Raw genomic sequence first — 26479 nt, forward strand, 5'->3', positions numbered from 1 at the left:
TTAAACGTAGGTCATTGCCACTTTACTTTTTGCTTGATAGAGATTGACTGTTATATCCTCCAAAATTTCTTGGTTGTTGTTTTTGAGCAATTTCATTCTTTTCCATAATGTCATACCTTCTTTTTAAGTGAATTCTTGTAATAAATTTATATTCCTTTTTATCAAACTCAATGAAAGTTCCGGTTTTTGCAATTCCCCTATCAAATATCCTCTTTTTCAACTTTAGCTTCATTAATTGCTCTTACTAATGCTATATCTTCGCTACCTTCTTCTTGCCCTTTACAAAATCTTATGCTTGTCGGCTTTAATCCAACACTGACTTTCACTTATTACTCTTACCACCTACTTTTAACCCATCTTTTATAAGGTAACCTGATAAATTTATGATTGTTGAATCAAATCTATGTAAGTTATTAGATGTTTTTTTAGGTAATAATTTTTCAACTTTATTTATTAAATCGATATATATCCCTTTAAAATAATCAGAACTTTTAACCTTTTCGACAAACCGCTGTATGTTTTCATCATCATTTTTATCTATTACACATCTGTTTATTACCACTTCTAGCGCTCTTAGGCTTGTTTTCTGCCCCATTAATATTAGCTTCATTAGACCCTTAAATATAATTTTGCCCAATAGTTTACTTATCTACCTCACTCCAATCTTTCTAGGTCCTCATCTTTAATTAATTTTAGTATTCCTTCTATTTGATCCATTATTACCTCCATTTTTTTGTAATAATAGCTCTTTACATCCTTTCAGCACCACTTTCAACACTTATGGGGGAGAAGGGTGACTTTCTCTCCTTAGATAACCTCTAGCTATACGCAACAACTTTACTTTCAACAATTTTATTAGCAATAATACGACTTTCACAATCAATATTTATTATATCAGATAGTGAATTAATATCAGTATAACTATCAAAACTTTCCATTGTTGATTCCACTACCTCTACTATTTTTAAAAAGCCGATTCGTGACTTCAAAAATTCATTAACAGCTATTTCATTTGCAGCATTGAGCACAATACTGTTTGTTTGTGGAGCAGAAGAGTTTAACACTGCCATGCTAAGCTTTAGCGCAGGGAAATGCTTATGGTCTGGCTCTTGAAAGGTCAATTTTCCTTGCTTTGTTAGGTCTAGTTTATAATTTAAAGCTGATCTTTCTGGCCAAGATAGAGCATATGAAATAGGAATTGCCATGTCAGTCTCTGCAAGCACAGCAAAGTTGAAACCATCCTTATAAACTACGATTCCATGTACTATTGACTCAGGATGCACTACTGCTTCAATTTTATTCGGGCTGATATTAAACAAGTTATGTGCTTCTATTATCTCTAGTGCCTTATTCATCATTGTTGCGCTATCAACCGAGATTTTCTTTCCCATATTCCAAGTGGGGTGACTAAGCGCCTTATCTACCATGACATTTCTTAATTGCTCAAGACTATAATTTAAGAATGGTCCACCAGAAGCAGTAAGTATGATCTTTTCTACGCATTTATCGTCATTTTGCAAAACTTGAAAAATTGCGTTGTGTTCAGAGTCGATAGGGATTATTTGTACGTTTTTTTCTTTAGCTTTTTCGAGTAATAACTTTCCACCGCAAACAATGCTTTCTTTGTTTGCCAATGCAATGACTTTGGTACCGCTTTCTATAACTTCCATAACTGGCCCAAGGCCTGCAATGCCAACTATTGCAACAACTGAGAGATCAACAGGTATGGTAGCAATATTTGTAGCGCCAATTGCTATTTTTGCATCTGTACCAAGTAGACTTTCTTTTAAATCTTTGTAAAACCTTTCATCGGAGATAGCAACGTATTTTGCATTCAGCAGTTTTGCTTGGTGTGCCAGTAGAGCAAAGTCTGAATGGGCACTTAGTGCTTCCACTTGGTATTCTTCTTTTCTCTTTGAGAGCAAATCTACAGTCTTTTTTCCAATGCTTCCTGTTGATCCTAAAACTGAAACCTTTTTCACTAAGACAAACTCATAACAATAGCAACTTTTCTTATTAGGCCTTCTTGCATACTATTCAGCAGTTTTTAAGCGTTTAACCAAGTTCATGCCCGTGGTCATCGCCAACAGACGGTGAAGGACCAGGCGAAAAAGATTGACCATGGTGGTCACCTGCATCATGCATGTCTTGCAAACCATCAGCATTATGAGCCATTTCATTATTGGCATGAGGGTAATCATCTGAGTGAGGTCCATCATCACCATGAGCCATATCCATTCCTTCTGATGGCATATCTTCTCCACCTCCACCTGAAAAATATTCTGCAAGGCTTTCAAGAAATTTTATGCCAAACATATTACCTGATTTTCCAAGCAGTGTTACTAAACTACTGCCACTTACCAAACTTTCAAACACATTATTATAAGCAGCAATCGCCCCTTCATGAAAGTTGAACAACCACTTCATTCCATCGACAACTGTTGAAACAGAGTCACTATGACCAAGACCAAAACCACTTTTCTCACCAGCGGCTTCCTGGTGTTGCTGCTGCGCTTGCCATTCTGCAATATTTGGACCTTGAGCTTCACTCATAAATTTTTACTCTCAACCTTAAGCTATTATTTTATCACAAATATTGCAAAATATCAATAGAGCTTTTGAATATAGCTAATACAAACAACTTCTGCCACCTTATATAGGATCCAGTTTGAAAAAAATCTGAATTCCAATGTCTGCTACCTTTTACAAAGTTAAAACTTAAAAATATGACTGTTAGCAACAGTGTATATATCTTTAGCTATATATAACGAATGAATTTTTTTATATATTCGTTATTAGTATTTTGTATTTCCTGAACAGTTCCATGGGAAATGATCTCCCCTTCATATAATACTGCTATTTTGTCAGCTATTTTAAATGCGCTATGAATATCATGTGTAATCGTGATAATTGTAGTGTTAAGATCTTTAGATAATTTTATTATTATCTCGTTTACTATATCTGACATAATTGGGTCCAATCCTGAAGTTGGCTCATCTAATATGATGATTTCTGGATTGTGTGCAATTGCCCTTGCAAGTGCTACTCTTTTTTTCATTCCACCTGACAACTCTATTGGAAACATATCTGCTATATTTTCTTCCAATCCAACATCATTTAGCTTTTCGATTGCTAGCTGTTTTGCCTCCTTTTTGCTGATATTAAAGCGCTTTTTATAATTAAAAGATATATTTTCCCACACTGTAACGTAGTCAAATAAAGCGGAATTTTGAAATAAAACCCCAAATTTATTTTTGCTTTTACTATTTATTTTAACAGACCCTGAGTCTGGAGCAAGCAAGCCGATAATTGTTTTTGTTAGTACAGATTTGCCGCTTCCTGAGCCGCCAAGTATGACTAATGATTCCCCTTTTAATATATCAAAATTTAGATCTTTTAGTACTGTCCTATCATCAAAAGATAAGCTTAAGTTCAATATTGATATTATGGGATTACGCATGTATCAAAGTAATCATGTAGTTTGCTAAAATGATCAGTATGGACGATAAAACAACAGTTGATGTTGTAGCAACACCTACTCCTCGTGCACCTTCTTTGCAATGGTAACCGTAATAGCAGCTTGAGACAGAAATTATGGCACCAAATGCAGTTGCTTTAGTTAGCCCAGTTATAAAATCGTACGTATTAAAGAACTGAGCTGTGTATTTAATGTATATATTTAAATTGTGGTTAAATTCGAAGACTGCAGTGATACATCCTCCAAATATTCCTATTAGATCTGCACATACTGTAAGTATGGGAAATACTATGATTGACGCTAAAATCCTTGGTGCAATTAAATATTTGAAAGGGTTGATGTTCAAAGTTGTAAGGGCATCTATTTGCTCGGTGATGCGCATTGTACCAATTTCTGCCGCAATTGATGATCCAACCTTTCCTACCATTATTAAGCTGATCAAAACTGGTCCTAACTCTTTAATGATAGTGATTGTAACAAGTTTGGGTATTATCTGTTCTTGGTTAATTAATGAGTCACTCAAGCTGCTTTGTAAAACTATCGCCGCTCCTATAAAAACTCCAGTGAGCCCAACAATTGGCAGAGAGAAAAAGCCTATCTCTATAATTTGTCTTGCTACGTTGCTAAAATAATATGGCGGCACGAAGCAGTGGTATAGAGATTGAATAAAAAATATGAATGCACTACCAAGCCTTAACAAAAAATTGATAAAGTACCTACCAATTATTCTAACACTATTTATATCAAAAAAGCTCACTTTGTGTTCATTTTAGCTAGAGGTTAGTCTTACTGATTTTATTAAAATTTTTATTAACTTTATCGCAAAGTATAGCTGAGATATGTTTTAAGTTCAATAGCTAACGTAACTTTACCTTATACCGCACACAACTATACGAACGTTTATCTTTCTAAAAGCAATTTGCATAGCAAATGATGTCATTCCAGTCTGGAATGGCTTTGTTGCATAGCGTTCAGAAAAACTAGCAGTTACTGACAAAATTCATTATAAAATAGCCATTTAACCTTTGAAGAAAAAATATGCCACAGAAAATGAAAGTCAGTAACCAAAACGAGTATAATAAATTTCTCCAGGAAAGAGGAAATATTTTTCATTATATCAACGAAGCTATAGAAAATTGGTATGAAATTGGGCCAAAAATGCAGGGTGGCAACAATATTTATAGCAATAAAGTGGTGATTTTGATACATATAATAACCCATCTATTCAGAATAGGTTTGAGGCAAACAGTTGGATTTATAGCAGGATACCTTGAGCAAATTGGGAAAAATTTGCAAGTTATCAGCTATTCACAAGCATCAAAAGAAACTTAATATTAAGATCAATGATTGCAGAATTGATAAAAATAATATGGAAGATATCGAAATTGCTATAGATAGTACAGGTATCAGCATTTACAACCTGGCCACAGCAAGGAAAATAGCGAAAATAGAAAGTATCGCGGCTATAAACAAGTAAGAAAGCTACACGTAATGTTGAATATAAACAGCAAAAAAGCCATAGCTGTAAAATACAGTAACGGTGTCTACTCTGATCACTATGGAGCTTGCGATTTGCTTAAAGAAGTTAATTTTCAGCATGTCATAAAAGCACTATATGCAGATAGGGCATATGATAGGCACAAGTTTTATAAATTGTGTAACGAATATGATATAAAGACAAAAATTCCACCAATAAACAATGCGGCAGAACATCCAGAGATAGATTATATGTCTGACAGAAATGCTGCTATTAGGTTAATAAAATTATACGGTGAAGATGGCGTGGAAGAATGGAAAAAAGAAGTAAATTATGGCTTACATTGAAGGGTTTTTCTCAAGATTAAAGCAAATATTTGTTTAGAAATAAATCCGAAGTAAATCGTGAAAAAGAACTGCTCATTAAGTGCTATTTGCTTAATCAATTTACTGACATTGGTATGGCTAAATTCGAAATGGCTACATGAATTTATCGTAAATTACTACCAGTATAAGGTGCGATGCAACAAAGCCCGCTGGAATCCAGTTTCTACACAATTTAATCAAAACGCTGTATGATATGTTTTTTGTAATCAAGTTTCCTGGATCCAAGTAGTCTGGGCTACTTGGATGACACCATTGTGCTTGAGGTAAAATTGACTCCAGAATTTAATGGACTGCCTGCAAAAGCAAATATTTGTATAAATTGCAAGCTTCGCAAGAAGGATTTATAACTTAAATTATATAAACAGACCTTACTTATTTTACTATCCCTGTTTACTTCCTGTAAAAAACATGTTACTAATGAATTGAATTTTGTAGTAGAATGGAGGAAGTTTTGGCAGTTCCAAAAAGAAAAAAGTCAAAGTCAAGGCGTAATATGCATCGTTCTCATCATGCTATTGAGCCTAAGAATGTTGTGGTATGTTCAGCAACTGGGGAATTCATGTTGCCTCACAATGTAGCAGTCGATGGCAGTTACAAAGGAAAACGAGTTTTCATTAAGCAACAGGCAGAATGACTATTATGGTATGTTATCTACGATCAATAATAATATAGTTATTGCACTTGACGCTATGGGGGGCGATTTTGCGCCTCTTTCCGTAATTCAGGGCGCTGGTTTTTTTTTGGATAATCTTGTTGACCCAGGCATTAAAGTTCTTTTTCATATTTATGGAGATAAGGAAAAAGTATCTCCTTTGCTTTTGAAATATAAAAAAGTAAGTAACAATTCTGAGTTTACTCATTGTTCTGACAATGTCCTTGCAAATGATAAGCCATCTTTTGCGCTGAGACATCGTAAAGACTCAAGTATGAAAGCTGCAATTGTTGCAGTGAAAGAAGGTAAAGCTTTCGGAGTGGTATCTTCAGGCAACACCGGGGCGTTGATGGCAATTTCCAGATTTATTTTAGGAACATTACCAAGTATTTATCGTCCTGCTATTGTCTCTATCTGTCCAACTAAGACAAAAAGCTTCGCTTTGCTTGACCTTGGTGCAAATGTTGATTGTAATGCTGACTCATTATTTCAATTTGCGTTAATGGGTAGTATATTTGCAAAAATAGCATTAAAAGTTGACAATCCTGAAGTTGCTTTGCTAAATATCGGTACAGAAGAAGTTAAAGGTAATGACTCAGTGCGCGGCGCTTTTGAGTTGCTTAAAAACGCTCCAGGCATTAATTTCAAAGGGTATATAGAGGCAAGTGAATTTTTAGAGGGTAATATAGATGTGATTGTTGCTGATGGTTTTGTTGGCAATGTAATGCTCAAAACAGCTGAGGCAACCGCTAGTACCTTTATCAATCTAATAAAGCAGGAAGTATTCAACTCGTGGACAGCGAAAATGCTTGTTGGTATATTGTTAAAATCCAAACTGAATAAAGCATTAACGCGTTTTAATCCCAAAATTAGAAGTGGAGCTATGTTTTTAGGGCTGAATGGTATCATCATTAAAAGTCATGGAAATTCTGATGCTGTTTCTTTTGCCCATGCTATAAAATTTGCAGTAAATGCAATTAGTGAAAATTTAAATCAAAAGATAATTAACGGGGTAAGTCATATTGAATAAAAGTTTCATATTAAGCACTGGATCTTACCTACCAAGAAAAATGTTGAGTAACAACGAAATTGCATCGATAGTTGAGACAAGCGATGAATGGATAAGGCAGAGAACAGGAATAGCTCAAAGGCATATAGCAGATGAAGGAGAATTAACGTCAGATCTAGCTGTAAATGCAGCAAAAAGTGCTATAGAAAAAGCTAAAATTTCAGTGGATGAAATTGACTTGATTATAGTTGCAACAACAACGCCTGATAAAACTTTGCCTAGCTGTGCAACGATTGTACAAAGTAAGTTAAAATGTAAAAATGCATTTTCTTTTGATGTACAAGCAGCATGCTCTGGTTTTATATATGCAGTTACAGTTGCTGATTCGCTCATAAAATCTAACAATAGAATTAAATATGCGCTCGTTATTGGTGCTGAAATAATGTCTAGGATTGTTGACTGGGAAGATAGGTCAACTTGTGTACTCTTTGGTGATGGTGCTGGTGCAGTGATAATAAAATCGGAAATGGGTAGCAGCGGCATCATATCAACAAACTTACACTCTGATGGCAATGTGGACATATTATGTACGAACGGAGGGACATCCTCTATTGGTGATTCTGGAAAAATATGCATGAATGGAAGAGAAGTGTTTAAACATGCAGTGGATAAGTTAACAGCCTCAGTAGAGGAAACACTAAGATGCAATAATTTGAAAATCACTGATATTGACTGGTTAATTCCCCATCAAGCAAACATTCGTATTATTGAAGCAGTAGTAAAGAAATTAGATTTTCCTATAGAGAAAGTGATTAATACCGTTGATAAGCATGCAAACACCTCAGCAGCGTCAATTCCACTGGCCTTAGACTATGCAATACAAGAATCAAAAATAAAATCAGGAAATCTGGTACTGCTGATTTCAATAGGCGCAGGCCTGACCTGGGGTTCCGTGTTGCTGCACTATTAGACTTCCTGCATTACCTCCTGTCACCCAAGTAGCTATACTTGTAGAACATCACAGATTGCACCCATAGGGCACAGCCCTTACTATTACCCACAAATCTATAAATAATAAAGATGAAGGCTTTTATTTTATTAATTCGACTTTTTACTATAAAAAAAACTATAGTCTAAAAATGGAAATATATGGTAAAAAGAAATTTAAGCACCTCAACTGGTGAATGGGCAGAAAGTGAATTTGGAATTGTTAATTTTGGTGATAAAAGATTAAGTAAAAGGCTTTTAAAAATAGTTAATAGTTTTGCTGAATCGCCTGAACATTCAATAAATCAAGCTTGTGAAGATTGGCATCAAAGTAAAGCAGCTTATAGATTTTTCCAAAACGATGCTATTTCTGAAAGAAAGATATTAGACAGTCATATAATTAAAACTGTTGAAAGAGCTAAAGAATACTCAACTATCTTAGCTATCCAAGACACGAGTTATATTTCATATAAAAATCATAAAAAGACCGAAGGATTAGGGATTATAGCAGCAAGATTAAGATCTAAAACAACTGATTTTAAAACCCATGATGCATACAACGTTTGCAGTTACAACAGAAGATAGGATTATTGGATCAAAAAATTAGTACTAGACCTTCCTTAGCTGAAGACCTAAAGGAGTTGAAAAGAAGAAGCCATAATACTGCTCTTCCCATAGAAGAGAAAGAAAGCATACGGTATCACTTAAAGACTCTACTAAACATCCTGGATTAAAGGATGTTAAGGTAGTTACCGTTTGTGATAGAGAAGCAGATATTTATGATTTATTTGAAGTTGCTTCCACTAATCAATCTCTTTTTGTAGTAAGAGGAAATCAAAACAGAACAGTAAACAAGAAGTCGACTTATTCTGAAAAAGGTGGTAAAAGATTGTGGGATTTGATGAATCGCATGTCTTGTCAAGAAGAAATTCAAGTCTGCTCGCGATAATAAACCTCAAAGAACAGCAGTTTTAGAAGTAAAGTTTAGTAACTTTGTGATGAATGCATCAAAAAATAACGCTAGACGTAAAACCCAAAAACTTCCTAATTTAAATTTAAATGCTGTCTATGTTATAGAAAAATATCCCCCATTTGGCGAAGAGCCTATGAACTGGATTTTATTGACAAATATAAATATTAATAATTTTGAAGAAGCAGTAGAAAAAATACAATGGTATTGCTTAAGATGGAGAATAGAGGTTTTTCATAAAATTTTGAAATCCGGTCTTAAAGTTGAAGAATGTAGGCTCCAAACCGCAGATAGATTAATCCGCTTTCTTACAATTATGAGTATAATTGCATGGAGAATATTCTTTATCACATTGGTAGCTAGCAAACCTTTCTTGTACTGTCATACTGACTGATGATGAATGGAAGGTTTTGTATACCAAAATGCTTAAGACAAAAAACTATCCTGTGACCCCACCACCTATAAGAGAAATCGTGAGGTGGGTGGCCAAATTAGGAGGGTTTTTAGCCCGCAAAAATGACTTAGCTATAGCTCTGTGGAAGGGATGGAAACGTCTCTTTGATTTAGCAGAAGGATGAAGACTTGCTCATGAATTCTATACTTGTGGGTAATAGTAAGGGCACAGCCCAGTCGTCTAAGTGAGGAAAGTCACCTCTCCCCACCATAAGTGTTGAAAGTGGTGCTGAAAGGATGTAAAGAGCTATTATTACAAAAAAATGGAGGTAATAATGGATCAAATAGAAGGAATACTAAAATTAATTAAAGATGAGGACCTAGAAAGATTGGAGAGAGGTAGATAAGTAAACTATTGGGCAAAATTATATTTAAGGGTCTAATGAAGCTAATATTAATGGGGCAGAAAACAATGACCTTACCCAGAAAAAGTGGAGAGAAAGTTGGTACGTTTTTATAATAAAAAAATGTTTTTATAGAGAGGTACAATATGTCAAATGGAAGAGAATATACAGCAGAGTTGAAAGAAGAAGCTGTAAAACTTTTTAAAGAAAGAGGAGAAACAATTTCGAAAGTAGCAAAAGATCTAGGTATAAGCTCTAACGTATTAGGTAAGTGGATAAAAAAATATAACGAAAAGAAGTCAGTAGCAAATGCTTTTCCAGGTAGGGGTAATGTAGCTCCTTACGACAAAGAAAGATTTGATTTAAAGAAAGAGTTAGCAAGAGTAACAAGAGAGAGAGACATTTAAAAAAAAGCCCTGGGCAGTCAAAAAGAGTAAAATATTTTTTTATAAAAGAACATAGCAGCTGCTATAAAGTACGGGAATTATGTAGGATTTTGAATGTATCTGCTAGTGGCTACTATAAGTGGGCTGCGAGGGAAATAAGCAATAGAGAATTAGCAAATAAAAGCAGATATTCAAAAAAAGCTTCTAAATGTAGATATGGAGCTCGTAAAATTCATGCTGAATTAAAGGCTTTGGGTAAAAGTTGCAACTTGAAAACAGTGCAAAGTATTATGCAGAAAAATGGTATTCAGGCTATATTGAGAAGAAAATTTAAAATTAAGAAACAACAAACGGACAGTAGAGTCGTAATATTAGACCAAAACTTTATTGTCGATCAACCAAATAAAGTATGGGATTACTTATATAAAAACCAAAGAAGGATGGCTATATTTGGCAGCAGTAATCGACCTATACTCACATATGGTGATTGGCTGGTCAATGAGTAGTTCAATGAATAAACAATTGGTCATGGACTCTGTATTAATGGCCGTTAATAAACGTAAACCTGCCAAAAACCTACTGTTACATAGTGATCAAGGTTCACAATATACTTCACAAGGTTATCAATATCTCTTAGCCATAAAGAATATAGATGAGCCATAAAGGTTGTTGTTACGACAATTCTGTTGTAGAAAAGTTCTCTAAAAAGGGAGTTACCAATAGACACTTCTAAGCACTCTAAACAGCATATTAAAACTGCTATATTTGAATATATAGAAATTTTTTATAACAAACAACGTTACTATTAACTATTGCATCCCTGAACATTTTGATTCATCATTCTTTTTATAAAAAAACATTCTCAACTTTCTCTCCACTTTTTCTGGGTAAGGTCAGAACGCCACTAACTTCCTCCATCCCAGGTTGATTTTAAATTGTCCGGAATGCTGTATTATTTAAAATCCTAACATTTAACTCTTTTTTTGATAAACTTGTTTATTTGCTGTTTATTAAAATTTTCACTTCAAAATTTAACCTCACCAAAAGTATAAGAAGCCTGTCCAATGAAAAATTTGCAGTCCTTAACCTTCTATAGCTAACCCAAGAAAGGTTTCCCTACGTCATACCGCCGCGGTATCTCAGCATAGATTCCGCTAGCAAGTAGCGGAATGACGAATTTGTTGTTTTTCAAATTATCGGTAAACCTAAGTCACTTTAGCTATAAAATTATAAGTTATTGATATTTTTGCTCTTTTTTATCCTTAATCCAGAATTCGGATTAGTAGGGTGTCATCCAATTCTCAGTGGTAAATTAAGAAGGGTCTGCAATAACGAATGTAGCTAGGGATATAGTTGTTCTATTTTCCAATCGCTTCCCTCAACAAGGGTGTATCTAAATCTAATATGCTTCCTATATTCACCTTCTTGCCAAAATTCAATTACTTTTGGGATTACGCAAAATCCCACCCAAAAGTCAGGACGAGAAACTTGTATATTGTAAAATTCTTTTTCCTTCAATTTTATAGCTTGCTCAAAATCTTGCCAATCTTTCAGAATGCTCGATTGTTTTGAGCACCATGCGCTAATTTGACTATCGCGCGCTCGAGAAGAGAAGTATTTGTCAGTTCTTTCATCGTTTAGAAGTTTAACCTCTCCTTCAATTCGTACTTGCCTAGCAAATTCTATCCAATGAAACACTAACGCAGCTTTGGGGTTCTCAGTCAATTCTTTCCCTTTTTTACTGTTTACGTTAGTGAAAAACACAAAACCTTCTTTGCTATATTCCTTTAGTAATACCACTCTTGCAGATGGAATGCAGTCTTTGCTACAAGTTGCTAGCGTCATTGCAGTTGGTTGTTTACACGGAGAATTAAGTACTGCTTTATACCACTTTGAAAACAAATCAAACGGATCTTTTTCAGGTGAAAATATCATATCAAAAAATAAAATCTTAATTCTGGCACGCATTGCAAAAATAAGTGCTACGGCCATTTTGTCGTATAAGTGTTATGATATTGTTGCAGATCTTGCAAGGTTTTTGAACTTTACCATATACGTAAAAGTTATTTTGAAAGTATCCAGCAGATCCAGATGGCTGTGCATAATCTTTCAGTGTTGAACCGCCTGCAGCAATTGCATCACTCAGAGTATTTTTTACTTCAGTAGCAAGTTTTTCGCACTCTCTATAGGTCAAGTCTTTTGCTGACCTGAGTGGTGATATGCGGGCTCTAAACAAGCTCTCAGAAGCATATATGTTGCCTACGCCAACTATTAATTTATTGTCCATTAATGCTGATTTGATATTTGCTTTTTTGTTTTTCAGCAACTCCTGTAAATAGTCTCCACTGAATTCATCTGTGAGGGGCTCTATTCCGAAATCATCAAAAAAATTTACTTCTTGTTCTTTATTTAAGACAATGACTACTCCAAATCTTCTTGGATCATTAAAGATTATTGAAGTATTATCAGAAAATAAAAATACCACATGATCATGTTTATTCTTCACTTGATCGTGGTCAGCATATATAAGCTTTCCACTCATGCCAAGATGTATGATTACAGCCATACTACCATCTGTATTCCAGATCGTATACTTACCTCTACGCTTGATGTTGCGTATGACTTTGCCCTTTAGCATATCATCAATATTTTTTGTTATTGGGGCACGTAAATTCCAATTATTAACTATAACATTACTAATTTGCTTGTTTTTAATTTTATCAAGCAAGAAGTTAGAGATTACTTCCACTTCCGGTAGTTCTGGCATCTTGTCTACTCTGTTGCTGCTTTTTTCTTTTCAAAATATTTTGCTTTAAAGCTTTCGCTAATCTTTTTTTCTCCTCTTCTTTTTCCTTATTCTTTTTTATATTATTCATTATCATTATATATAAATCCTGCCGTTATAGCTCAGGTGGTAGAGTACGTCATTGGTAATGACGAGGTCCCAAGTTCGAGTCTTGGTAACGGCACACTGATTACACTTATAATATTGCATAACTTGTAAGCAAGGCTTAGAAGAAAGTTACAGAGGTAAGTTGTCATGCTTTTTCCATATCCTTTCTACTTTCTTGTTTTTGAGTAGCTCTAATGCTTTACAAAAGTGATGCCTTGTTTTACTTGGCACTATAATGTCATCAATGTATCCATATGATGCAGCAAAAAATGGATTAGCAAATTTTTCTTTATACTCTTTAATCAGTGTTTGCTGATCTTTTTCGTATCGAAATATAATCTCAACTGCACTTTCAGGGCCCATCACAGCTATTTCAGCAGTTGGCCAGGCATAATTTATATCACCTTTTAGATGTTTCGAGTTCATAACGATGTATGCACCACCATACGCTTTTCTGGTGATCAAACTAATTTTCGGCACGGTCGCTTCAGCGTAAGCGTAAAGCAGTTTCGCTCCGTGTTGTATTATATTATTGTATTCTTGATTTGTACCCGGCAGAAATCCTGGAACATCAATAAGTGTGATGATAGGAATGTTAAATGCGTCACAAAACCTTACAAACCTTGCAGCTTTTCTTGAAGAATCAATATCCAAACATCCTGCAAGGTGCATGGGTTGATTTGCAACAATACCGACAGTATTTCCTCCAATTCTACTAAAGCCAATTATGATATTACGAGCAAAATCAGGTTTTAGTTCAAAAAATTTCCTTCCATCACACACTTTTTCGATAAGTTCGTACATATCGTAAGAAGTATTGGGATTGATTGGAATTAGAGTGTTTAAGGATTCATCAATCTCATTAACATCATTACAGGTTGGTACAGATTTCGGTAGTTCTTGATTATTTGCTGGTAAAAAGGTAAGGAATTCACGCATTTTGAGTAGCATCTCAACATCATTATTGAATGCAAAATCTGCCACTCCTGTTTTGCTTGTATGAATTTTTGCTCCACCGAGGTCTTCGAAGCTTACATCTTCATAGGTAACCTTTTTTACTACATCTGGTCCGGTTATAAACATGTATGAACTATTCTTTACCATGAAAGTAAAGTCAGTTAATGCTGGAGAATAAACTGCACCTCCTGCACATGGGCCCATAATTAAAGAAATTTGTGGTATAACACCCGATGCATTTACGTTCCTTTGAAAGATTTCTCCATAACCAGCAAGAGAATTTACTCCCTCCTGAATTCTGGCTCCACCAGAGTCATTTAGTCCGATAATTGGAACCCTGGCATTAATTGCCATATCCATAATTTTGCATATTTTTTTTGCATGTGACGCACCAAGTGACCCACCAAAGACAGTAAAATCTTGCGAGTAAACGAAAACTTTTCTGCCATAAATAGTACCATGACCAATCACTACTCCATCACCTAAAAAATTAGCATTTTGCATGCCAAAATCAGCTGCGTGATGCTTCACGAATTTATCGTATTCTTCGAACGAATTTTCATCAAGCAATATACTGAGTCTTTCTCTAGCAGTTAATTTCCCTTTTTCATGTTGTTTGGTAATCCTGTCAGAACCGCCTCCTTTTTCAGCTTCTAGTGCTTTGGTTTTTAGATTTTCTAGTATTTTAAAGTCTTGCATACAATAAAGTAGTTTTCAAATTAGTTGTAGACTTTATTAAGTTTACAAACCCTATTAACTATACACATACACTATTGCTATATGCAACAGTGTATGTGTATCGTAATCATTAAAACTTTTTCAACCTAGACTTTGGCCACTACTCTGTAAACTTTCGACATTACTCTGAAGCTGCTGGACATTAGCATCGTCTATAGAAGAAAGAGGAGATTTATTTTGCACAAAACTTTTAGCAGCTTCAACAACCTTGCTTATACGTGGTTCTTTTTCTAGCTCTTTTAGGTACTTTGAGAAGATTTTACAACTTCTATCATCCATATTACTATTATTTTGCCAAAGCTTGAGGCATTTTCTGGTTTGTCAGCCTTTTCAGAAGATAGAGTCATTACAATCTTTTCACTGTTGCTTATTGGAAAAGTCATCTGGAATCTGCCCTTTATATCATGATATTTTCCATCTTGTATTCGTATTACATCATCTCCTTCCCCGATCTTTAATGCTCCATCTAAATTTTGAAATTCTGGATTACTCAGGAATTTTGCAGGAATCACAATGCTTGCTTCTGGACACTGTATACAATAAAATTTATTATCTCTTTCTACTATAACATCTTTTATCACATTTTCTTCTCCATCTTTTTCAATGCCCTCACATACAATTTGTTTTAGATTTGATAAATAGCTGGTATGTTTTTCCAGTAGACTTGTTGGCAATAACTTCAAAGCTTCCTCACTCATATAAGTGCCTGTTGAAACTAGATCGGACATTTTTGATGAAAGAAGATCTAGTTGATATCTTTCATAAGTGGACAACTCTTGTGTTTTTAGGATATATAAGTTGCGCACCAAAAAATCTATTAATGATGTATTCTCAGAGAACGCATAACATGGCATGCCAAACATTATCTTTTTGTCTTTTCCAAGTGCTATGAGCTCTAGCGATTCCTTTATCATTCCCTCTGCAACTGTCTCATCGCTATACAAGTGTAAGGTGCTAGCTTGACGTCTTGTGCTCAATAATGTACTCAAGGTATTTTCACGTATACATTCATCAACTTGTTTATACATTGTTATGTCTGATTGAGATGCGTTCGTCGCTTCTAACGCTTTAGGCTCACCTTCACCATCTTCTATTATAAAAGCTTTATTTAGTATATTGTGATCAAGTGTATCTTCTATTATAAAAGTTTTATTTAATACATTGTGATCAAGTGTATCTTCATCCTCAGGCTTATCCATATCCTTTATATATTCTGGTTTGTATGATACATTGAGTGTATCTTCAGACTCATCTACATCTTCATCATCCATGATCTTATCTTCAAAACCCTTGTAACTACCTGGAGAACCACAATACCCCTCATCTATCGAATCTGGATTATGCTTTTGTATACCTTGACCTACCATATATCCCCCTACTTGACATAATAAAACAAGAAATTCTAGTTATAGTATGCTCGCGTGATCTATAAAGTCAATAGTTAAATTGCAAGATTTCGGTTATAATTTACTGTGTATAGAAGGTGCTCTTAAATTATGCTAAAAATCGCTATAGTAGGCCTACCAAATGCTGGTAAATCAACTCTTTTTAATAGATTGGTGGGAAGAAAAGCAGCGGTGGTCAGCAATATTCCAGGGGTTACACGAGATAGAAGAGAAGGAATAGGCAGAATTAGCGATTTAGAGTTTAAAGTTATAGATACAGGAGGATGGAACGACCAAACTAGTTTTTCACTGCAAGTTATTGAGCAAATAGAATTTTCTTTATTGAGTGCAGATGTCATTTTCTTTCTTGTTGACGCAAAAGTGCAAAATGAGCAAAACAAAGAACTTGCAAAGTGGCTGAAGAGAAAAATGAATAAATCTGTAATCCTCATAGCAAATAAATGCGAGAGTCATAAGTCTGAAAATGTTGATTATTTGCAGTTTTTTGATTTTATAGGCCCGGTATACATCTCTGCCGAACATAATCTTGGTATGGTTGATCTTTATGATGCACTAGCTGGTGTTATTGAAGATTTAAATGAGGACACTGAACTACTTGAAAATGAATCCAGCAGACTTAGAATTGCAATCATCGGTCGTCCAAATGTCGGAAAATCAACTTTTTTAAACAGCTTGCTTACAGAAAACAGAGTAATAGTGAATTCAGAGCCAGGCACAACACGTGATTCTTTAGATATTGTATACGATCATAATGGAAAGCTAATTACTCTCATCGATACCGCAGGAATCCGCAGAAAGGCTAATGTTACAGATAAATTAGAATCAAGATTTGTTGAGAAAAGCTTAGAATCAATAAAGCGCTCTCATGTGGTAGTTTTAATGCTAGACTCCCTACTTGGTATTGAGCAGCAGGATTTATCAATTGGTGAAGCTGCAATCAAAGGAGGAAAGGGGATTATCGTTGTTTTAAATAAGTGGGATTTAATAAATAAAGATGACAGAAGTAAATTAATAAAATTTGTCAAACAACAGGAAGTGACTCGGTTATTCTTGGGAGTGCCAACTATAACAATTTCTGCGTTAAAAGGTATGCGCTGCGGTGATGTGGTAGATAAGTGTCTTGAAGTGAGTGAATCTTTGAACAAGAAAGTCAGCACTGCAAAACTGAATAAGTGGCTAATTGAAGCTTTAGATAGGCACTCTCACCCGCTTGTAAAAGGCAAAGCAGTTAAAATGAAGTATATCGCTCAAATTGGTACTAAACCTCCAGCTTTTTCTTTGATATGTAACATACCTGAAAGTGTTGATGAAAGTTACAAACGCTATTTAATTAATGATCTTAGAAAAAATTTCTTTGCTGAAGGCGTGCCAGTCAGATTACTTTTGAAAAAAAATAAAAATCCCTATGCAAAATGAATACTCTGCTTTATACTTTCAGGGATAATTTACTTAAAGTTATGTGTAATAACTCCAGAATTCCTACAGTCTTTCTGCTATCAAGTGCTTTTGCTCTAATTTTTGCATATGTGCTAGAATATTTTTTCAACATGCTGCCATGCAAGTTATGTACATACGAGCGAATAGTTTACTATATCGCCGGATTACTTGCAGTAGCGTGCATGCTTAAAAACAACAAAATTCTAATCTATGCAATGTTTTGCAGTTATCTCGTAGGTGCAATAATATCTTTTTACCATGTAGGCCTTGAACTTCATTGGTTTCATGACATTTTAGGATGCACAGAGCAAGTAAGTAGTAACGCTAGTGTAGAAGAGTTAAGAAATAATCTGTTAAACCCTAATTACTCTCCATCTTGTGACAGACCTCATTACGTTCTAGGTGTTTCCCTAGCAACATGGAATCTAATTTATCTCATAGTAGCTCTGTTCGTATCAGGTAAAGTGTATTGTGGAGAAAGAAAGAAATCTAAATAATTTAAGGTACAGCAACAATCGGTTCTTGCAACAAGCAATTAGAGTAAATCATGCTGGAGAATATGGAGCTATTTGCATTTATTCTGGTCAAAAATTTATTCTTAAAAAATCTTCTATAATCAATGAAATAATTGAAATGGAAGAGCAGGAAAAAAAGCATTTTCATTATTTTAATGAGAAAATCAAGGAGCAAAAAGTTCGTCCTACTGTTTTGTTGCCAGTTTGGCGTGTGTTAGGAATGTCGCTTGGCGTTGCAACTGCCATTATGGGCAAAAAAGCTGCTATGGCTTGCACTGCTGCAGTTGAAGAAGTTATAGGGGAGCACTACAGAGAGCAAGTTTCACATTTAGAAGATGGAGAATTAAAAGAAACTATAAGTAAATTTCGTGACGAGGAGTTAGAGCACAGAGATATTGCAATTCAGCACAATGCTGAAAGCGCATTTGGCTACAACATTTTATCTTCATTCATAAAAACAGGCTGCAAAGCTGCTATTTACTTGTCCAAGTTAATTTAACTAAGCAGCTTTCTTAAAGTGTTTTTAATGTTCTGATGACAACAGAAACCAGGAAGAAATTCAAGTGTAACAGTTACTTTATAACTATATTTACATATCACTATTATTAATAAATAATTAGTATTTGTAAATTAACTACATCCAGAGTATAGATTACTAAAGAGGGATAAAAGTGCGTTTTAATTTAGAACCAGGAGATACTGCTTGTGATGGTAGAAGTAAGCTCGTAGCTGTCAAAATAAATAACGAAGAAAGAATTAACTTACCTTTCACATCTTACATTTTCGATAAGGATCATTTTGTCATATCTAACTTTAGACACAATCCGATGAACGGCGTACTAACCAATTTATCTCAAGGACTACAATTAAAGCTAGAAAAAGCAGGAGATGATTATTGACCTTACCCAGATGGTATGATACTTAGTCAATTAAATAAGCAGATGATCTTAGCTACAAAAATATTTTTTACCTCATTTGTTTTTGGATTTATTCTTTTTCCCTATTTTATAAAGCTTCTAAAAAAAATAAGTAAAGATGGGCAACCAATTAGATCATGTGGACCAGAAAGTCATTTAATAACAAAAAAGAATGTACCACCTATGGGCGGAATAATAATACTGATTTCTTCTTTATTACCAATTTTACTCTGGGCTCAGTTAACACCAGAAATCTTGCTGCTGATATTGACAACTCTATTTTTTGCTCTACTTGGATTTATTGATGATTATTTAAAATTGAAGACAAATCACTATCGAGGTTTAAGTGCAAAAACCAAAATACTTATTCAGTTTATTGTTGCTCTGGTTGGTGTGTTTATACTTAAGCTATACTCTGCTGAAGGTTTTACAAAAACGTCCCTATTTAAAGGAGTAATAATTGATTTTGGCTATCTATATGTCCCATTCGCTGCGTTTGTAATTGTCGGCTCTTCTAATGCTGTGAATCTCACAGATGGTTTGGATGGCCTTGCTGCAACTCAAGTCATCACTTCCTTTGCTTTTTTGGGGCTAATTGCATACATAACTCAAGCAGATATGAATATTACTTTATTCTGCATTGCATTTATAGGAGCTATTCTAAGTTTTTTGTGGTTTAACACACATCCAGCAAAAATATTTATGGGTGATGTTGGTAGCTTGTCGGTAGGCGCAGCTTTAGGGTTAACTAGTGTCCTAATTAAAAGAGAAATGCTTTTTGCCGTTATTGGAATAATCTTTGTAATAGAGACTCTATCTGTAATTATTCAGATATCATATTTTAAATATACAAAGTTTAAATATGGAGAAGGAAAAAGAGTTTTTCTTATGGCACCAATACATCATCACTTTGAGAAGAAGGGATGGTCAGAAAATGTAATCGTTATGAAATTTTGGATAATTTCTATTATCTGTTCAGTTTTTACTATAACTTTCTTATTATAAAAACCTATGAAATACCCAGACTTTACATTAGAAAATAAATTATCAGGAGTGATAGCAGGAGTGGATGAAGTTGGAAGAGGTCCACTTGCTGGTCCAGTAATGTCTGCAGCTGTAGTGTTTATCGATAGAAATATAATTATTGATGGTATTAATGATTCAAAAAAATTGACTCCTCAATGTAGGCAAGTCCTATATGAAAAAATAACATCCGTTGCAAAATTTGGTATAGGAATGGCAAGCGTAGAAGAAATAAATTCATACAATATCTTGCAAGCAACAAAACTTTCAATGAAACGTGCGTTAATAGACTTGGACCTAGAATTAGATTATGTGCTAGTTGATGGTAATCAACCACCTGAAGTGAAATGGCAAGTGAAATCCATAGTAAATGGTGATAATTTGAGTACATCAATTGCAGCAGCTTCAATCGTTGCAAAAGTTACGAGAGATCGGCTTATGCAAGAATTGCACAATAAGCATCCTGAATATAATTGGTATAAAAATAAAGGATATGGGACAAAAGAGCACCTTAACGCTATTGGCCTTTATGGAATTACAGAACACCATAGAAAAAATTTTGCACCCATATCTCGGGCATTATAGCCTTTAATCACTCACCCTTTTTTGAAAGGCGCATTTTCATTAAATAGGCAAACTGTACTTGATCCATTCCTTAAGGTAAACACTGAACTCACCCTTTCGATTATCAGGTAGTCGTCAACTGTACGGAAGTTTACTAAAGACTCATACCCTGCAGAATCAACCATAAAAACTGCCGGGAAATCAGAGTTTATTTTATTGAATTGCAGATATGTAAATTTTCCATCATCAAAAACCTTAATTGGTATTATTGACTGACTGCCTTTAACGTGCGAGATGGAATAATTAAAATTTAATCCCTTCTTTACAACTTCAATGTCGTTTATATCAGGAATAATGTTATGACTAGCTTGTTCGAAGATATCACCGTTATTTGTTGTGTAAATCTCATCACTGCTAAATAGTGGATAAAGAAACCTTACTTCATATGCTAATCTTGGATCATCTAGTCCAGTTGCTTCTTCAGCATGAAGCTCAAAGTAATAAACTCTTTTATTGGTAATTATAGTTGCGTTAGTATCGGCAATATCATCTATAGGCTTAATAAACAATCTGTTACCTTGAGGAAGGAGTTGCCAACCAGTTGAATCACCCATTGAAAGGTTTTGTATTACCTCCCCTGGTTCAAACAATATGCTGGATTGATAACCATAAAAACCCGTATACTTATGTATAGCCTGTGGGTTATAATTTATCACCTTTATGTGATCATCTCCAGCTATTGAACGTGGCTCCTGTTTTGCAAGTGCATCACTACCACAGAGGAACAACAGTACGGCAAACAGTAAACCAATCATAATATCAAAATAAATTAATCTTCATTTTATCATTGATAGACATGCACTGCAACTGTTAAGCTATACTATAAACCCCAATTATAGGTTAGCAAGCGGTAGAAAAGGCAAGAAATAAGGCGAACTCCTTAAATACTTTAGAACTACAGGAGGCTTCACCTAAACGGATATACTTGGAATCCTGCCATTTTCACTTCGTAAACATACCAATAATTTTGTCCATTATTCCACCCATATTTGCTTCAGCTTGAGTATGCTCTATTTTACCACCATTCAAAATTAGTTTAGCATCTGACCCAGGTGATATATTAACAAATTTACTACCAACAACTCCACTGCTAGTGATCAGAGCTGAACTATCAATTGGCAATTTTATGTCTCTGCTTATACACATATCGATTCGTGCTACGTAGGTAGCTTTATCAAGTGATACACCAGTTATGCTTCCAACGTCCACACCAGAGATCTTGACACTATCACCAACTCCTATACCGTTAGCGTTAGCAAAAAGACCATATATTTTATTGCAATCCTTATAGTTTTTCTTTATGTAAGATAGCTTATCAATAGCAAAGAAAATCAGAAAAATAGTAAAAATTAATACAAATAATCCAGCGGTTATTTCAAGTATATTTGACCTTCGCATCTTTAGTTATCAGGACTCCAGCTTTTATAGTAATTTTTCACTTTTTGGTTTGGATAGTATGCATCTTTTGTACCCGTTAAATTAGGAGTATGTTTTACTTTTCTTTTTTTATTATTAACTGGTACTACATTATCAGTATAGTGAAGCCATATATGCCATTCCGGAGGCACTGTTGTAGGCTCAGAGACACTGCTATATATAACCCACCTTTTCCCTTTACTTGATTCATAGTAAGAATTTCCATTTTCATCTCTTCCTACAAATTTATCTTCTCTTCGTAATAGGCGTTTTATTGCATTACAAACTTTAGATAACATAAGGGTATTAAAACAAAAAGTATTATATATACTAATACTTTAACGATATATTAACAACAATTTAATGCAATTACCAATTTTACAAGTTATTATACCAATAATTGCATCAATGTTTTGCTTTCTTACCAAGAAACACAAGGTATCTTGGTTTATTTCTTTTATTGCAACAACAATCACTCTTATCATTTCATCGATACTACTCATTAAAACATATAAAGGCGAGATTATAACTTATCACCTTGGAAATTGGGCTCCTCCGTACGGCATAGAGTTAAGAATCGACGTGTTAAACTCCTTGATTCTAACTTTGGTGAATTTTATAGCGCTGATTAGTGTGCTTTATAGCTTTTATATTAACGAAAAAGAAATTAGCAAAAACAAAATCACTGGTTTTTACTCTCTATTTCTACTGTGCTTAAGCGGACTGCTCGGGATTCTAGTAACAAACGACATATTCAATCTTTATGTTTTTTTGGAAATTTCATCTCTTTCTTCTTATGTATTAGTTTCAATGGGAAGGGATAAAAAAGCTCTAGTTGCAGCATTTGAATATCTAATTAGTGGAACAATAGGCGCAACATTTTATTTATTTGGCATCGGGCTTTTGTACTCCATGACAGGAACGCTCAATATGTCTGACATGGCTGAGAGAATAGTGCCATTATACGATAATAACATCATGAAACTTGGCACATTGTTCATTTTTGTTGGTCTCTCAATCAAAATGGCACTATTTCCATTAAGCAGGTGGCTGGTTAATGCATATAGTGAGGCACCAAGTTTCATTAGCATATTCTTTTCAGGCACAGTAACTAAAGTGATGATATATGTTTTCATCAGAATCTTTTATACCATTTTCCAACAAAATTTTTTCTTGTTTAAGCCGCTGTTGGACAATGTGATAATTATCCTCGCACTTTGCGCTATTGTATTTGGGTCGATATTTGCAATAACCGCAAAAGACATAAAAAGACTGTTTGCTCACTCTAGTATTAGCCAAATTGGTTATATAATTTTAGCACTGAGTTTTAACTCAAAAACAGGTGTATTTGCAGCAATTCTTCACATAGTAAACCACAGCATAATAAAAACATCTTTATTCATGGCTGCAGGATGTATTTCTTACAAATTTGATACAACAAAAATAGAGAATTTATCGGGACTCAAGAAATCAATGCCTTATACAGCACTTGCGTTCACTCTACTCAGTTTAGCATTAATCGGTGTGCCTTTAACAAATGGCTTTGTAAGCAAGTGGTATATAATGAAAGCAATTATCGAATCTCATGCGTGGATTTCCCTTGTAACATTTGCTGCTGGCTCTTTCCTTGCATTGATATATATGTGGAAGATGGTAGAGAAAATGTATTTTGAAGATGATGCAACGTCACGCACTGGAATGACACCGGACAAAATTAATGATGTGCCATTTCCTATGCTTTTCTGTCTATTATTTATGGCAGCTTTAACAGTAGTAACTGGAATATATAGCACTTCAATTCGGTTAGTAGTTGAGAAGTTGGTTTTTTGATTTTTATCTTTGTTTCATATTTTACTATACTTTAAGGTTATAAGGTCTTTATTGTGGATAGGCTGAAGAAGATTCATTGGTTGTTAGTCATTAACGTGATAGCTCTGTTTTGCGTTGGCATTGTTGTTCAATACTCTTCTGCTGGAGGAAAGTGGGTGCCATTTGCGATTCACCAACTGGTCATATTCTCCTTCTTTTTCCTACTCGCTATAGCTATGTCATTCATAGAATTAGATTTTTATTTGAAGCACGCCTACTTTTTTTATATAGCAGAAACGATTTCGCTATTAGCAGTAAATTTTTTTGGCTCACACATAATGGGTGCGACGAGGTGGATAAGAATTGGGTCGATTAGTTTGCAACCATCAGAATTTGCAAAAGTGGGCTTAATACTTGTGCTTGCTCGCTATTTTGATAAGCAGAGTGTGTATAAAATGATGGAATTTAAAAGATTGCTTAAGGCACTTATAATTATTTTCTTACCCGTGTTCTTGGTGTTAAAGCAACCTAATTTAGGCACAGCTGTAATAATGTTACTTATAGGGATGTCAATTATATTCACAGCAATAATAAAAAGATCTCATTCAGTAATATGTGGAACTCTTGGCATTTTTGCAGTACCGGCTATTTGGCCTTTTTTACGTCCTTATCACAAGCAAAGGATATTGTCGTTTTTGGATTCATCAGTGGATCCACTTGGGATAGGTTATAATGCGCAGCAATCTCAGATAGCTATTGGTTCAGGAGGTTTACTTGGTAAGGGCTTTGTTAACGGAAGTCAAACTCAACTTGGATTTTTGCCGGAAAAGCGTACAGATTTTGCTTTTGCAGTGCTGAGTGAGGAGTGGGGCTTTTTAGGTAGCATGGCTTTAATTTTGCTTTATACCTCATTACTTGGAATAATTTTCTCTATCGCTTATAGGTCGAAAAATTATTTTTCTAAGTTAGTATCTATCGGAATTTTCGCCTTTTTTAGTGCTCATTTCTTTATAAACATCGGAATGTCAATAGGCCTCTTGCCTGTGATAGGCGACCCATTGCCATTTCTGTCCTATGGAGGAAGTACAACTGCTGCAAGTTTGATATGTATAGGATTATTGCTGGCAATAAAAGCAGATGAACAACAAAATGCTTGTATTTTACCTATGCTAAAGTAGAATTAAACTTTACTTAATAGTTTTTATGCTAGATGAAATGCGTGAGGAGTGTGGGGTATTTGGCATAAGTTGCAACCAAAGTGCTGCTTTTAACTCTATACTTGCTCTCCACGCTTTGCAGCATAGAGGTCAAGAGTCTTTTGGCGTAGCAACCAGTAACAACGATAAGCTGCACTCTTATCACTTTCAAGGTCAAGTGAGCAGCGTATTTGATGATATAGATGAAATAAAGAAATCCTTACCTGGAGATTGTGCAATAGGTCATGTTCGATACTCAACAAGTGGTAGTAAATTTGGAGTGCAGCCCATGTTTGGCAAAAGTGGCAAATTTGGGGATTTTGCCATAGCACATAATGGTAATTTAATTAATATTTCTCCGATACGCGAACAATTAATTAAACAAGAGTGCGTTTTTCAGTCAGATATTGATACAGAAGTAGTAGTGCATCTAACAGCAAGCGGTGAAAAAGATAGCTTCTTAGAGAGTTTTATATATGCATTAAAGCGAATACAAGGTGCTTATTCTTTTGTGGCAATCAATCAAGAAGTAGTTATTGGAGTACGTGATCCATCTGGAATCAGGCCTCTTGTTTTAGGAAAGTTAAACGGTTCTTACGTTCTTGCATCTGAAACTTGTGCTCTTGATATAGTAAATGCAGAATTTGTTAGAGAAATAGAACCAGGCGAATTAGTTACCATCAGTTCGAATAGTAAGCTAGCCTCAATGTTTCCTTTCCCACAGCAAAAATCAAGTTTTTGTATTTTTGAATACGTTTATTTTTCAAGACCAGACAGCATAATGGAGAATAGGTCTATATACGATACAAGAAAAGAAATAGGAAGAATACTTGCGAAGGAAAGTCCACCAAAAAACAATGTGGATATGATTGTACCAATACCTGATTCTGGAATACCTGCAGCTATTGGATACGCAGAACATTCAGGATTACCTATGGAACTGGGGATAATTCGTAATCATTACATAGGAAGAACTTTTATACAACCAACCGCTGAAGTACGTAAAGTTAGAATAAAATTGAAATTCAACGCTAATAAGCACATTTTAAAGGGTAAAAACATAATTTTAATAGATGATAGTATAGTGCGTGGTAGTACGTTAACAAATATAATAGTTATGTTAAAGGATGCAGGAGTAAAAGAAATTCACCTCAAAATTTCAAGCCCACCAATTAAGCATTCTTGTTTTTATGGAATAGATACGCCAGAGTGCAAAGATTTAATTGCTGCAAATAAATCTGTAGAGGAAATTAAGGAAGTTATAGGAGTAGATAGCCTAGCCTTCTTGAGTATTGATGGACTATATCAGGCTGTTAAAGCAGAAAAGCGTAACAATGCTACACCACAATATTGTGATGCTTGTTTCACTGGTGATTATCCGATTGGCAAATAGTCTACACAAGATC

Annotated in this window: 28 protein-coding genes, 1 tRNA gene and 3 pseudogenes; 16 read left to right on the forward strand and 16 right to left on the reverse strand. The window is 34.7% G+C overall.

Annotated features, from left to right (window positions below; genetic code table 11):
* Positions 1 to 22 precede the first annotated feature (22 nt).
* From ACJZL1_RS04435 to ACJZL1_RS04465, 7 genes are all read right to left on the reverse strand, one after another.
* Complete coding sequence (locus tag ACJZL1_RS04435; RefSeq protein WP_419247055.1) at positions 23 to 220, reverse strand: hypothetical protein; 198 nt, start codon at positions 218 to 220, stop codon at positions 23 to 25.
* Positions 201 to 326: a hypothetical protein gene (locus tag ACJZL1_RS04440; protein ID WP_265026112.1), complete on the reverse strand. Its 126-nt coding sequence runs from the start codon at positions 324 to 326 to the stop codon at positions 201 to 203. Before ACJZL1_RS04440 ends, ACJZL1_RS04435 begins: the two co-directional genes overlap by 20 nt.
* Positions 323 to 637: a hypothetical protein gene (locus tag ACJZL1_RS04445; RefSeq protein WP_419247056.1), complete on the reverse strand. Its 315-nt coding sequence runs from the start codon at positions 635 to 637 to the stop codon at positions 323 to 325. The genes ACJZL1_RS04440 and ACJZL1_RS04445 overlap by 4 nt, the downstream gene beginning before the upstream one ends.
* A gap of 181 nt (positions 638 to 818) precedes the next feature.
* A complete protein-coding gene (gene dxr, locus ACJZL1_RS04450; RefSeq protein WP_419247057.1) occupies positions 819 to 1982 on the reverse strand; it encodes a 1-deoxy-D-xylulose-5-phosphate reductoisomerase in 1164 nt (387 codons plus the stop codon).
* A 73-nt stretch (positions 1983 to 2055) separates the two neighbouring features.
* On the reverse strand, positions 2056 to 2553 hold the full coding sequence (locus ACJZL1_RS04455) for a hypothetical protein (RefSeq protein ID WP_265026115.1): 498 nt from the start codon (positions 2551 to 2553) through the stop codon (positions 2056 to 2058).
* Between the two features lie 205 nt (positions 2554 to 2758).
* A complete protein-coding gene (locus ACJZL1_RS04460; RefSeq protein ID WP_265026116.1) occupies positions 2759 to 3460 on the reverse strand; it encodes an ABC transporter ATP-binding protein in 702 nt (233 codons plus the stop codon).
* Positions 3453 to 4235 carry an MlaE family ABC transporter permease gene (locus tag ACJZL1_RS04465; RefSeq protein WP_419247058.1) on the reverse strand — a complete coding sequence of 261 codons (783 nt, stop codon included), beginning with the start codon at positions 4233 to 4235 and terminating at the stop codon, positions 3453 to 3455. The genes ACJZL1_RS04460 and ACJZL1_RS04465 overlap by 8 nt, the downstream gene beginning before the upstream one ends.
* Positions 4236 to 4516: 281 nt before the next feature.
* Here ACJZL1_RS04465 and ACJZL1_RS04470 point away from each other — a divergent pair.
* From ACJZL1_RS04470 to ACJZL1_RS04495, 6 genes and pseudogenes are all read left to right on the forward strand, one after another.
* Positions 4517 to 5442, forward strand: a pseudogene (locus tag ACJZL1_RS04470) (IS5 family transposase).
* 350 nt (positions 5443 to 5792) lie between these two features.
* A complete protein-coding gene (gene rpmF / locus ACJZL1_RS04475; RefSeq protein WP_096617771.1) occupies positions 5793 to 5975 on the forward strand; it encodes a 50S ribosomal protein L32 in 183 nt (60 codons plus the stop codon).
* Positions 5976 to 5985: 10 nt separating this feature from the next.
* Entirely contained in the window at positions 5986 to 7023 is a 1038-nt protein-coding gene (gene plsX / locus ACJZL1_RS04480) for a phosphate acyltransferase PlsX (RefSeq protein WP_419247520.1), read from the forward strand.
* Positions 7016 to 7972 (forward strand): beta-ketoacyl-ACP synthase III, encoded by a 957-nt coding sequence (locus tag ACJZL1_RS04485; protein ID WP_265026122.1) that lies wholly within the window; start codon positions 7016 to 7018, stop codon positions 7970 to 7972. The genes plsX and ACJZL1_RS04485 overlap by 8 nt, the downstream gene beginning before the upstream one ends.
* A gap of 179 nt (positions 7973 to 8151) precedes the next feature.
* A pseudogene (locus ACJZL1_RS04490) lies at positions 8152 to 9537 on the forward strand (IS4 family transposase).
* 365 nt (positions 9538 to 9902) lie between these two features.
* Positions 9903 to 10994 (forward strand): annotated as a pseudogene (locus ACJZL1_RS04495) (IS3 family transposase).
* Positions 10995 to 11483: 489 nt separating this feature from the next.
* Here ACJZL1_RS04495 and pdxH read toward each other — a convergent pair.
* The 3 genes from pdxH to ACJZL1_RS04510 are packed head-to-tail and all read right to left on the reverse strand — an operon-like array spanning position 11484 to position 13018.
* On the reverse strand, positions 11484 to 12077 hold the full coding sequence (gene pdxH / locus ACJZL1_RS04500) for a pyridoxamine 5'-phosphate oxidase (RefSeq protein ID WP_265026668.1): 594 nt from the start codon (positions 12075 to 12077) through the stop codon (positions 11484 to 11486).
* Positions 12078 to 12093: 16 nt separating this feature from the next.
* Complete coding sequence (gene mutM / locus ACJZL1_RS04505) at positions 12094 to 12909, reverse strand: bifunctional DNA-formamidopyrimidine glycosylase/DNA-(apurinic or apyrimidinic site) lyase (RefSeq protein WP_265026126.1); 816 nt, start codon at positions 12907 to 12909, stop codon at positions 12094 to 12096.
* Complete coding sequence (locus tag ACJZL1_RS04510; RefSeq protein WP_265026127.1) at positions 12875 to 13018, reverse strand: hypothetical protein; 144 nt, start codon at positions 13016 to 13018, stop codon at positions 12875 to 12877. Before ACJZL1_RS04510 ends, mutM begins: the two co-directional genes overlap by 35 nt.
* A 20-nt stretch (positions 13019 to 13038) precedes the next feature.
* On the opposite strand from ACJZL1_RS04510, the gene ACJZL1_RS04515 reads away from it, so the two are divergent.
* Positions 13039 to 13111 (forward strand) — tRNA-Thr (locus tag ACJZL1_RS04515).
* 53 nt (positions 13112 to 13164) lie between these two features.
* On the opposite strand, the gene ACJZL1_RS04520 is transcribed toward ACJZL1_RS04515, so the two are convergent.
* The 3 genes from ACJZL1_RS04520 to ACJZL1_RS04530 all read right to left on the reverse strand — a co-directional run bounded on the left by ACJZL1_RS04520 (position 13165) and on the right by ACJZL1_RS04530 (position 16097).
* A complete protein-coding gene (locus tag ACJZL1_RS04520; RefSeq protein WP_419247059.1) occupies positions 13165 to 14691 on the reverse strand; it encodes an acyl-CoA carboxylase subunit beta in 1527 nt (508 codons plus the stop codon).
* Between the two features lie 120 nt (positions 14692 to 14811).
* Positions 14812 to 15009 (reverse strand): hypothetical protein, encoded by a 198-nt coding sequence (locus ACJZL1_RS04525; protein ID WP_419247060.1) that lies wholly within the window; start codon positions 15007 to 15009, stop codon positions 14812 to 14814.
* Positions 14970 to 16097, reverse strand: a complete 1128-nt coding sequence (locus ACJZL1_RS04530; RefSeq protein WP_419247061.1) for a hypothetical protein — start codon at positions 16095 to 16097, stop codon at positions 14970 to 14972. The genes ACJZL1_RS04525 and ACJZL1_RS04530 overlap by 40 nt, the downstream gene beginning before the upstream one ends.
* 129 nt (positions 16098 to 16226) lie before the next feature.
* Here ACJZL1_RS04530 and der point away from each other — a divergent pair, with 129 nt between their 5' ends.
* The 6 genes from der to ACJZL1_RS04560 all read left to right on the forward strand — a co-directional run bounded on the left by der (position 16227) and on the right by ACJZL1_RS04560 (position 20613).
* A complete protein-coding gene (der, locus tag ACJZL1_RS04535) occupies positions 16227 to 17552 on the forward strand; it encodes a ribosome biogenesis GTPase Der (protein ID WP_265034747.1) in 1326 nt (441 codons plus the stop codon).
* Positions 17549 to 18070 (forward strand): disulfide bond formation protein B, encoded by a 522-nt coding sequence (locus tag ACJZL1_RS04540; protein WP_320157464.1) that lies wholly within the window; start codon positions 17549 to 17551, stop codon positions 18068 to 18070. The genes der and ACJZL1_RS04540 overlap by 4 nt, the downstream gene beginning before the upstream one ends.
* Positions 18045 to 18587 (forward strand): demethoxyubiquinone hydroxylase family protein, encoded by a 543-nt coding sequence (locus ACJZL1_RS04545; protein ID WP_265026130.1) that lies wholly within the window; start codon positions 18045 to 18047, stop codon positions 18585 to 18587. The genes ACJZL1_RS04540 and ACJZL1_RS04545 overlap by 26 nt, the downstream gene beginning before the upstream one ends.
* 172 nt (positions 18588 to 18759) lie before the next feature.
* Entirely contained in the window at positions 18760 to 18987 is a 228-nt protein-coding gene (locus tag ACJZL1_RS04550) for a hypothetical protein (RefSeq protein WP_264705335.1), read from the forward strand.
* 42 nt (positions 18988 to 19029) lie between these two features.
* The gene (gene mraY, locus ACJZL1_RS04555; RefSeq protein ID WP_419247521.1) at positions 19030 to 20010 is read left to right on the forward strand and encodes a phospho-N-acetylmuramoyl-pentapeptide-transferase; all 981 of its coding nucleotides are present in this window, start codon (positions 19030 to 19032) and stop codon (positions 20008 to 20010) included.
* Between the two features lie 6 nt (positions 20011 to 20016).
* Positions 20017 to 20613, forward strand: a complete 597-nt coding sequence (locus ACJZL1_RS04560) for a ribonuclease HII (RefSeq protein ID WP_265026131.1) — start codon at positions 20017 to 20019, stop codon at positions 20611 to 20613.
* Positions 20614 to 20624: 11 nt separating this feature from the next.
* Here ACJZL1_RS04560 and virB9 read toward each other — a convergent pair whose 3' ends face one another.
* From virB9 to ACJZL1_RS04575, 3 genes are all read right to left on the reverse strand, one after another.
* A complete protein-coding gene (gene virB9 / locus ACJZL1_RS04565; protein WP_265026132.1) occupies positions 20625 to 21407 on the reverse strand; it encodes a P-type conjugative transfer protein VirB9 in 783 nt (260 codons plus the stop codon).
* Positions 21408 to 21594: 187 nt separating this feature from the next.
* Positions 21595 to 22050 carry an outer membrane lipid asymmetry maintenance protein MlaD gene (gene mlaD, locus ACJZL1_RS04570; protein ID WP_265034744.1) on the reverse strand — a complete coding sequence of 152 codons (456 nt, stop codon included), beginning with the start codon at positions 22048 to 22050 and terminating at the stop codon, positions 21595 to 21597.
* Between the two features lie 2 nt (positions 22051 to 22052).
* A complete protein-coding gene (locus ACJZL1_RS04575) occupies positions 22053 to 22367 on the reverse strand; it encodes an NADH-ubiquinone oxidoreductase subunit NDUFA12 family protein (RefSeq protein WP_264705331.1) in 315 nt (104 codons plus the stop codon).
* 64 nt (positions 22368 to 22431) lie between these two features.
* Here ACJZL1_RS04575 and ACJZL1_RS04580 point away from each other — a divergent pair, with 64 nt between their 5' ends.
* The 3 genes from ACJZL1_RS04580 to purF are packed head-to-tail and all read left to right on the forward strand — an operon-like array spanning position 22432 to position 26466.
* The gene (locus ACJZL1_RS04580; protein WP_419247062.1) at positions 22432 to 23898 is read left to right on the forward strand and encodes a proton-conducting transporter membrane subunit; all 1467 of its coding nucleotides are present in this window, start codon (positions 22432 to 22434) and stop codon (positions 23896 to 23898) included.
* 53 nt (positions 23899 to 23951) lie between these two features.
* Entirely contained in the window at positions 23952 to 25055 is a 1104-nt protein-coding gene (gene rodA, locus ACJZL1_RS04585; RefSeq protein WP_419247063.1) for a rod shape-determining protein RodA, read from the forward strand.
* Positions 25056 to 25080: 25 nt separating this feature from the next.
* On the forward strand, positions 25081 to 26466 hold the full coding sequence (gene purF, locus ACJZL1_RS04590) for an amidophosphoribosyltransferase (RefSeq protein WP_265026137.1): 1386 nt from the start codon (positions 25081 to 25083) through the stop codon (positions 26464 to 26466).
* Positions 26467 to 26479 lie beyond the last annotated feature (13 nt).

Source organism: Wolbachia endosymbiont of Rhagoletis indifferens (assembly GCF_048537595.1).
Classification (GTDB): domain Bacteria; phylum Pseudomonadota; class Alphaproteobacteria; order Rickettsiales; family Anaplasmataceae; genus Wolbachia.